Annotated in this window: 5 protein-coding genes; 2 read left to right on the top strand and 3 right to left on the bottom strand. The window is 73.3% G+C overall.

What is annotated here, in order from left to right:
• Positions 1 to 566 precede the first annotated feature (566 nt).
• Positions 567 to 3,110: an ATP-dependent Clp protease ATP-binding subunit gene (locus tag ACZ6CZ_RS10330; RefSeq protein WP_469017535.1), complete on the top strand. Its 2,544-nt coding sequence runs from the start codon at positions 567 to 569 to the stop codon at positions 3,108 to 3,110.
• A 105-nt stretch (positions 3,111 to 3,215) separates the two neighbouring features.
• Here the strand turns inward: ACZ6CZ_RS10330 and ggt are convergent, their stop codons facing one another.
• A complete protein-coding gene (gene ggt / locus ACZ6CZ_RS10325) occupies positions 3,216 to 5,024 on the bottom strand; it encodes a gamma-glutamyltransferase (protein WP_469017532.1) in 1,809 nt (602 codons plus the stop codon).
• Between the two features lie 244 nt (positions 5,025 to 5,268).
• Here ggt and ACZ6CZ_RS10320 point away from each other — a divergent pair, with 244 nt between their 5' ends.
• The gene (locus tag ACZ6CZ_RS10320; protein WP_469017529.1) at positions 5,269 to 6,834 is read left to right on the top strand and encodes a CocE/NonD family hydrolase; all 1,566 of its coding nucleotides are present in this window, start codon (positions 5,269 to 5,271) and stop codon (positions 6,832 to 6,834) included.
• 385 nt (positions 6,835 to 7,219) lie between these two features.
• Here the strand turns inward: ACZ6CZ_RS10320 and ACZ6CZ_RS10315 are convergent, their stop codons facing one another.
• Both ACZ6CZ_RS10315 and ACZ6CZ_RS10310 read right to left on the bottom strand, forming a co-directional pair.
• Positions 7,220 to 7,627 carry a DUF6278 family protein gene (locus ACZ6CZ_RS10315; protein WP_469017526.1) on the bottom strand — a complete coding sequence of 136 codons (408 nt, stop codon included), beginning with the start codon at positions 7,625 to 7,627 and terminating at the stop codon, positions 7,220 to 7,222.
• Between the two features lie 82 nt (positions 7,628 to 7,709).
• On the bottom strand, positions 7,710 to 8,489 hold the full coding sequence (locus ACZ6CZ_RS10310) for an exodeoxyribonuclease III (RefSeq protein WP_469017524.1): 780 nt from the start codon (positions 8,487 to 8,489) through the stop codon (positions 7,710 to 7,712).
• Positions 8,490 to 8,513: the final 24 nt, after the last annotated feature.

Here is an 8,513-nt window from a genome sequence, read left to right as displayed (position 1 = left end):
CCGGATCCCGTGACCGGGGCCGGGCCCGAACCGAGGGCACGGCTGGGGCCGGACCCGAACCGGCCGGGGCCGGACCGAGACCGCGACGGGAACCGGACCGGTTTCGCGGCCGGGGCCGGACCGAGACCGTGGCCGGAAGCGAACCGAGGTCATGACTGGAGCCGGGCCGGATCCCGTGACCGGGGCCGGGCCCGAACCGAGGGCACGGCTGGGGCCGGACCCGAACCGGCCGGGGCCGGACCGAGACCGCGACGGGAACCGAACCGAGGCCACGGCTGGAGCCGCACCGTAGCCGGGACCGATACCGGGGCCGGGGACTGCGGCCGAGGCCGAGGCCGGGATCGGGATCGGAACCGGAACCGGATCGAGGGGCCGTACCGGGACCGCGACCGGAGTCGGTCCGGGAGCGCGGCCGGGGCTCGCATGCGGTTCTGGTGGGCCGGGCGGTCCCTCGGCGCCTCACCCGCGCCCCGGCATGCCCCCCGGGACAGAACATGCCATCGTGGCATGAACGAGCCCGAACCGGTTACCCGGCCGGGCCACTCGTCTGCGGAGGAACGGTAACGATGACCAGCGGATTCATCGGCCCTGAGGGCGACCCCTTCGGAGAGTTCCTGGCCCGCTTCTTCGGCGGGGCGGGCTCTCCCCCCGGCCCTCGCCAGGTGGACATCGGCCGGCTGCTGAGCCAGCCCGCCCGGGAGTTGGTCCGGGGCGCCGCCCAGTACGCCGCCGAGCACGGCAGCCGGGACCTCGACACCCAGCACCTGCTGCGCGCGGCGCTGTCCGCCGAGCCCACCCGGAGCCTGCTCAGCCGGTCGGGCGCGGACCCCGACTCCCTGGCCACGGAGATAGACCACCGGGCGGGCCCGGCGCAGCACCCGCCGGGCGAGAGCCCGCCGCCGACCTCGCTGTCCCTCACCCCGGCCGTCAAACGCGCCCTGCTCGACGCGCACGAGCTGGCCCGGGCCAGCGGCACCGGGTACATCGGGCCGGAGCACGTGCTCAGCGCGCTGGCCGCCAATCCGGACTCGGCCGCCGGGCACATCCTGAACTCCGCCCGGTTCGCCGCCGGCCCGCGGCAGCCGGACGCCCAGGACCCGGCCCCGGCGCGGGCGGAGCGACCGCGCTCCACGTCGACGCCGACGCTGGACAAGTTCGGCCGCGACCTGACCGAGCTGGCCCGCCAGGGCCGTATCGACCCGGTGATCGGGCGGGACGAGGAGATCGAGCAGACCATCGAGGTGCTGTCCCGGCGCGGCAAGAACAACCCGGTGCTGATCGGGGACGCCGGGGTCGGCAAGACCGCGATCGTCGAGGGGCTCGCGCAGCGCATCGCGGACGGGGACGTGCCGGACGTGCTGGCCTGCCGCCGGGTCGTCGCCCTCGACCTCACCGGGGTCGTCGCTGGCACCCGCTTCCGCGGTGACTTCGAGGAGCGGCTGAACACCATCATCGGCGAGATCCGCGCCCACTCCGACCGGCTGATCGTCTTCATCGACGAGCTGCACACCGTCGTCGGCGCCGGGGGCGGCGGCGAGGGCGGCTCGATGGACGCGGGCAACATCCTCAAGCCTGCGCTGGCCCGCGGCGAGCTGCACATCGTGGGCGCGACCACGCTGGAGGAGTACCGCAGGATCGAGAAGGACGCGGCGCTGGCCCGCCGCTTCCAGCCGGTGCTGGTGCCCGAGCCGACGGTCGCGGACGCCATCGAGATCCTGCGCGGGCTGCGCGACCGCTACGAGGCCCACCACCAGGTCCGCTACACCGACGAGGCGCTGGTGGCCGCCGTGGAGCTGTCCGACCGCTACCTCACCGACCGCCGGCTGCCCGACAAGGCCATCGACCTGATCGACCAGGCGGGCGCGCGGGTGCGGCTGGGCGCCGGTACGAAGGGCTCGGACGTGCGCACCATGGAGCGCGAGCTGGAACAGCTGGTCCGGGACAAGGACCAGGCCGTGGCCGACGAACAGTACGAACAGGCCACCGGGTTGCGCGACCGCATCGGCGAACTGAAGCGCCGGATCGCGGAGAGCTCCGGCGGCGACGAGGCCGACGAGGGGCAGAACCTGGAGGTGACGGCCGAGGCCATCGCCGAGGTGGTGTCCCGGCAGACCGGCATCCCGATCAGCCGTCTCACCCAGGAGGAGAAGGAGCGGCTGCTGGGCCTGGAGGAGCACCTGCACCAGCGGGTGGTCGGCCAGGAGGAGGCGGTCGCGGTGGTGTCCGAGGCGGTGCTGCGCTCCCGCGCCGGTCTGGCCAGCCCCGACCGGCCGATCGGCAGCTTCCTGTTCCTCGGCCCGACCGGCGTCGGCAAGACCGAGCTGGCCCGGGCGCTCGCCGAGGCCCTGTTCGGCAGCGAGGACCGGATGGTCCGCCTCGACATGAGCGAGTACCAGGAACGGCACACCGTCTCCCGGCTGGTGGGCGCCCCGCCCGGGTACGTCGGGCACGAGGAGGCCGGCCAGCTCACCGAGGTGGTGCGCCGGCACCCGTACTCGCTGCTGCTGCTGGACGAGGTGGAGAAGGCGCACCCGGACGTCTTCAACATCCTGCTCCAGGTGCTGGACGACGGCCGGCTGACGGACTCCCAGGGCCGCACGGTGGACTTCACCAACACGGTCATCGTCATGACCAGCAACCTCGGCTCCGAGGCGATCACCCGGCGCGGCGCCGGGATCGGCTTCGGGCCGGGCGGCGCGGACGCGGACGAGGAGGCGCGGCGCGAGCAGATCCTGCGGCCGCTGCGCGAGCACTTTCGGCCGGAGTTCCTCAACCGCATCGACGAGATCGTCTTCTTCCGGCAGCTCACCGGCGAGCAGCTGCGGCGGATCACCGACCTGATGCTGGAGCGCACCCGCCGGCTGCTGCACGCGCAGGGCGTCGCCGTGGAGTTCACCGGCGCGGCCGTCGACTGGCTCGCCGAGCACGGCTACCAGCCGGAGTACGGTGCCCGCCCGCTGCGCCGCACCATCCAGCGCGAGGTCGACAACCAGCTGTCCCGGATGCTGCTGCGGGGCGGTGTCGCGGAGGGCAGCCGGGTCACGGTGGACGTCGAGGACGGGCGGCTCGCCTTCCACGCGCAGGACGCGGCGCCCGCAGCGGAGTTGTGAGCACCTGCCCGCCAGCGGGTGGTGAGTCCGCCGCGGCCCGGAAGGACCGCGGCGGGCTCATGGGTCACCGCGACGGACTCAGCGGTCACCGCAGCGGATTCAGTGTCACCGTGACGGGTGGACCACCATCGCCGAGCCGCCGCCGCGCCGTACCTTCTCGGCCGCGGCCAGCCACCGGCCGTCCGGCAGCCGCTGGACGCCGGTGGCCGCGCCGATCTCGGGGTTGAGCGAGAAGGAGTGCCCGATGGCCTCCAACTGCCCGCGCAGCGCCTGGTCGTTGTAGAGGGCCGGCTCCAGTTCCGTCCTGGCCGCGTTGCGCTGGCTGGCGCGCGGCGCGGCGATCGCGTCGACCAGCGGCAGCCGCCGGTCGAGGAACCCGGTGAGCGTCTGGAGCACGGTGGTGATGATGGTCGCGCCGCCGGGCGAGCCCAGCGCCACCACCGGCCTGCCGTGCCGGTCCAGCACGATCGTCGGGGAGATGGACGACCGCGGCCGCTTGCCGGGGCCGGGCAGGTTCGGGTCGTGCACGGCCGGGTTGGCCGGGGCGAAGGAGAAGTCGGTCAGCTCGTTGTTGAGCAGGAAACCGCGGCCGGGCACGGTGATGCCGCTGCCGCCGGTCTGCTCGATGGTGAGGGTGTAGGCGACGACGTTGCCCCACTTGTCGGCGACGGTGAGGTGGGTGGTGTTCTGCCCCTCGTAGGTCGTCGGCGCCGTCTTGCCGCCGGAATTGCAGGCCGCCGGGTGGCGCGGGTCGCCGGGCGCCAGCGGGCTGGTGAGGACCGCGTCGTCCTTGATGAGGCAGGCGCGCGAGTCGGCGTACGACTGCGACAGCAACTGCCGGGTGGGTACGTCCTCGAAGGCGGGGTCACCGACCCATCGGCCGCGGTCGGCGAAGGCGATCCGGCTCGCCTCGATGAAGTGGTGCAGGTACTGCACCCGGCTCGCCTCGGAGAGGTCGGTGCGCTCCAGGATGTTGAGCGCCTCGCCGACCGTGGTGCCGCCCGAGGACGAGGGCGCGATGGAGTAGACGTCCAGCCCGCGGTACGAGGTCCGCGTGGGCTTGTGGAGCTTGGCGCGGTAGGCGGCGAGGTCCTTGGCGGACAGCTTGCCCGGGCGGGCGTTCCAGCCGGAGGCGGGGTCCACGGGCGGCTTGTCGACGGCGGCGACGACGTCCTCGCCGAGGTCGCCCTCGTAGAGCGCGCCGACGCCCTTCCTGGCCAGTTCCTCGTAGGTGCGCGCCAGGTCGGGGTTCTTCAGGGTGGAGCCGACGACGGGGAGCTTCCCGCCGGGCAGGAACAGCTCGGCGGTGTCGGGGAAGTAGCGGAACCGGGTCTCGTTGGACGCGGTCTGCGAGCGGAAGGTGTCGTCCACGGTGAAGCCGTCGCGGGCGATCCGCTCGGCCGGCTTCAGGACCGTGCCGAGGTCCCGGCGGCCCCATTCGTCCAGCGCGGTCTGCCAGGTGGCGGCGGTGCCCGGGGTGCCGACGGCCAGGCCGCTGCTGACGGCGTCCGGGAAGGCGAGCGGTTTGCCGTTCTCCAGGAACAGGTCGGAGCGGGCCGTCAGCGGCGCGGTCTCCCGGCCGTCGATCGTATGCACGGTACGGGATGTGGCGTCGTAGTAGACGAAGTAGCCACCGCCGCCGATGCCGGCCGAGTAGGGCTCGGTGACGCCGAGCGCGGCGGCCGTGGCGACGGCCGCGTCGACCGCGTTGCCGCCCTTCCTCAGGACCTCGATGCCGGCGGCCGAGGCGTCCGGATCGACGCTGGCGACGGCGCCGCCGCTGCCGACGGCCACCGGGACCTTGGTGACCTCCCGCGCCTCGTGCGGGGCGCCGGGCGGCGCCGCCGCCCCCACCGACACCAGCGCGGCGGAGAGCGCCGCGACCGCCAGTTTCCGCGTGCCAGGCCGACCCATCTGTACCTCCCGTCGGAACCGTCCGGGCAGCGTAACCAGATTGCCCTGCTGTCGACAGTACGCCTGGCCCACCCGCCACACGACCGTCACACAGCCCACACCGGCACGTATCTCCCGCTCCGGCGGCCGGGGTTGGCCTTTCCGGCAGTCTTTACCGGCACGTAACTTACTGACGGGTTACTTACGGTAAGAGACCGAGGTTACCGTCGGGTCACTTTGCATGGACCCGAGTGAGAGGTGACCCATGGGACACGGTCGCACCACCCTGCGCACGTCCGCCGCCGGCGTCGTGTCGGCGGCCCTGATCGCCGGCGCCGTCGTCGGCCTGGCACCGGCCGCGGCGGCCGCGCCGGCCGTACGGTTCGTCGACATCGCCGGTGACGGCGGCACCGTGCTGAAGGCGAACGTGGTCATGCCCGCGGACGCCGACGGCACGCGCAGACACCCGCTCATCGTGCTGCCCACCAGCTGGAGCCTGCCGCAGGTGGAGTACCTGGCCCAGGCCCAGCGGCTCGCCGACTCCGGCTACATCGTGCTCACGTACAACGTGCGCGGGTTCTGGCAGTCCGGCGGCGACATAGAAGTGGCGGGGCCACCGGACGTCGCGGACGCCTCCAAGGTCATCGACTGGGCGCTCGCCCACACCCCGGCCGACCCGCACCGCATCGGCATGGGCGGCGTCTCCTACGGCGCGGGCATCAGCCTGCTCACCGCCGCCCACGACAGGCGCGTCACGACGGTGGCCGCGCTCAGCGGCTGGGCGGACCTGGTGTCCTCGATCTACTCGGGCCGCACCCAGCACCTCCAGGCGGCCGCCCTGCTGGACGGCACGGCCACCCTCACCGGCCGCGAGAGCCCGGAGCTGCGGCAGATCTTCGACAACCTGTACGCCTCCGACCTGAGCACGGAACAGCAGATGATCGACTGGGGGAAGAAGCGCTCCCCCGCCACCTACGTCGGCGAACTGAACGCCAACGGCACCGCAGTCATGCTCGCCAACGCCTGGGGCGACTCGGTCTTCCCGGCCAACCAGTACGCCGACTTCTACGAGAAGCTGACCGGGCCCAAGCGGCTGGAGCTGCGCCCCGGCGACCACGCGACCGCCGAGCTGACCGGCCTGTTCGGACTGCCCAACGACGTGTGGAACGACACCGAGCGCTGGTTCGACCACTACCTCAAGGGCGTCGACAACGGCATCGACCGCGAGCAGCCCGTTCAACTCAGCTCCCGCAGCGCGGACGGCTACGAGGGCTACCCGGACTGGAAGTCGGTGGCCGCCACCCGCCGGAAGATCGCGCTCGGCGGCTCCACGACGATCCACACGAACGTCGACTCGGGCGCGGACGGCGGGATCGTCCTGCTCTCCAGCATCCTCGACCAGGCCGTCCGGCTGCCGCCCGTGGCCGCCGTCCCGCTGCTGCCGCGCCGCTGGGCCGCCGTCTGGCAGTCGGAGCGGTACGCGTCCGCCCAGCGGGTGCGCGGCACCACCCGGCTGCACACCACCCTCACGCCGACCGCGGAGAGCGGCACCCTCATCGCCCACCTCTACGACGTGGGGCCGCTCGGCCTCGGCAAGCTGATCACCCACGCGCCGCTGACCTGGCACGACCGGACCCCGGGGCAGCCGTTCGGGGTGGACCTGGACCTCTTCGCCACGGCCTACGACGTCCCCGCCGGGCACCGGCTCGCCGTGGTCGTCGACACCGTGGACCCGCTGTACGCCGAGCACAACCCGTCCGGCGCGCAGCTGACCTTCTCCTCGCCCGCGGACGACCCGTCGTACGTGTCCGTCCCGCTGCGCGAGCAGTGATCTCCGGCTGCCGCCGGCCGGGCCTGGCCCGTGAACTGCCGTCCCCCGCGGTCGAGGGGCCGTGGGGGTCGGGCCCCGTCCGGCGGCAGCGTCCCCGGCGCGGCCGGGGCGAACCCTGCGGCCCCGGTCCCGGGACCGCGCCACGGGGATGAACGGCACATCGTAGTCGAGGTCCGGCGCGAGGGGTCCTCCGGCAGGTGAGAACTCCTCACAGACGGTCAGAAAGCCTGCTGGAGAGTGTTGTTCGCGCCCGGGACGGGCCGCCGTCCGCAGCCCTCCTCACGTCCGGCCATGTCGTGTTCGCCGAAACCATCCAGCCGGGGAGGCACGGGAGACCCGACACGCACTTCGCCGGCATTGGCCGTATGCACACCAGCTCTCTGTCTCATGTCTCGGCGACCTCGGCGTACAGCTGGGACAGCTCCGGGGCGCCGCTGCTCGCCCACTCCCGGCCCGCCTCGACGACCTCGAACTCCCGCCCGGACGCGAGCCGTACGACGGGCTGCCCGTCGCCGCGGAATTCCCAGACGGCGCCGGGGACCGTGCGCACGATGACCGTGCCCAGATACAGCCCGGCGTCGTTGCCCAGCCAGGGCAGCGTCTCCGCGTCGTCGCGCCAGCGCGGCAGCAGCTGGTCGAGGGCCTCCAACGAGCCCACGGAGTCGTCGAGTTCGACACCTTCGAGGGACGCCTGCGAGCGCAGCAGATCGCACTCGGACAGCAGCCCGGCGACACCCTCCGCATCGTGCGCCCGGGGCTGTGCGCGCCGCCTGCCCAGGAACGGGATGTTCATGCGCCCAGCGTCGCACCGACCGGGGTCCGGGCACCACAGGCACGCGGCACATCCCGCCCCCGGCGGCCACCGGGCGCGGCGGCTACACGTCCAGGTCGACGACCACCGGGGCGTGGTCCGAGGCGCCCTTGCCCTTGCGCTCCTCACGGTCGACGTAGGCGTCCTTGACGGCCCCCGCGAACGGCTGGTTGCCGTAGACCAGGTCGATGCGCATGCCGCGGTTCTTGGGGAAGGAGAGCTGGCGGTAGTCCCAGTACGTGAACGGGTGCTCGTACTTCAGGGGCCGCGGCACGACGTCCGACAGGCCCGTCTCGCGCAGGGCGGCCAGGGCGGCCCGTTCGGCGGGGGTGACGTGGGTGGCGCCCTCGAAGGCGGCCGCGTCGAACACGTCGTCGTCGGTCGGCGCCACGTTGTAGTCGCCGAGGACGGCGAAGGGGCGGCTGCCGGCCGCGTCCCCGGCTACGGCGGCCCGCAGCGCCTGAAGCCACTCCAGCTTGTACGCGTAGTGCGGGTGGCCCACCTCGCGCCCGTTGGGCACGTACACCGACCAGACGCGGACCGGGCCGCAGGTCGCGGCGAGGGCGCGCGGCTCGGTCAGGCCGTCGTAGCCGGGGTCGCCGGGCAGGCCCTTGACCACGTCCTCGATGCCGACGCGGGAGAGCACCGCCACGCCGTTCCACCGCCCGGTGGCGTGCACCGCCGCCTCGTAGCCCAGCTCGCGCAACTGGTCGAGCGGGAACTGCTCCTCGGCGACCTTGGCCTCCTGGAGGCACAGCACGTCGGTGCCGCTGCTCTCCAGCCAGGCCAGCAGCCGCGGCAGGCGGGCGGTGATCGAGTTCACGTTCCAGGTCGCGATGCGCATGTCTCACAACCTACCCGGCGGGTC

The organism is Streptomyces sp. NPDC041135 (assembly GCF_055592085.1).
Note: the sequence above shows the minus strand (reverse complement) of the source record. Positions and strands in the feature narration are given on the sequence as shown.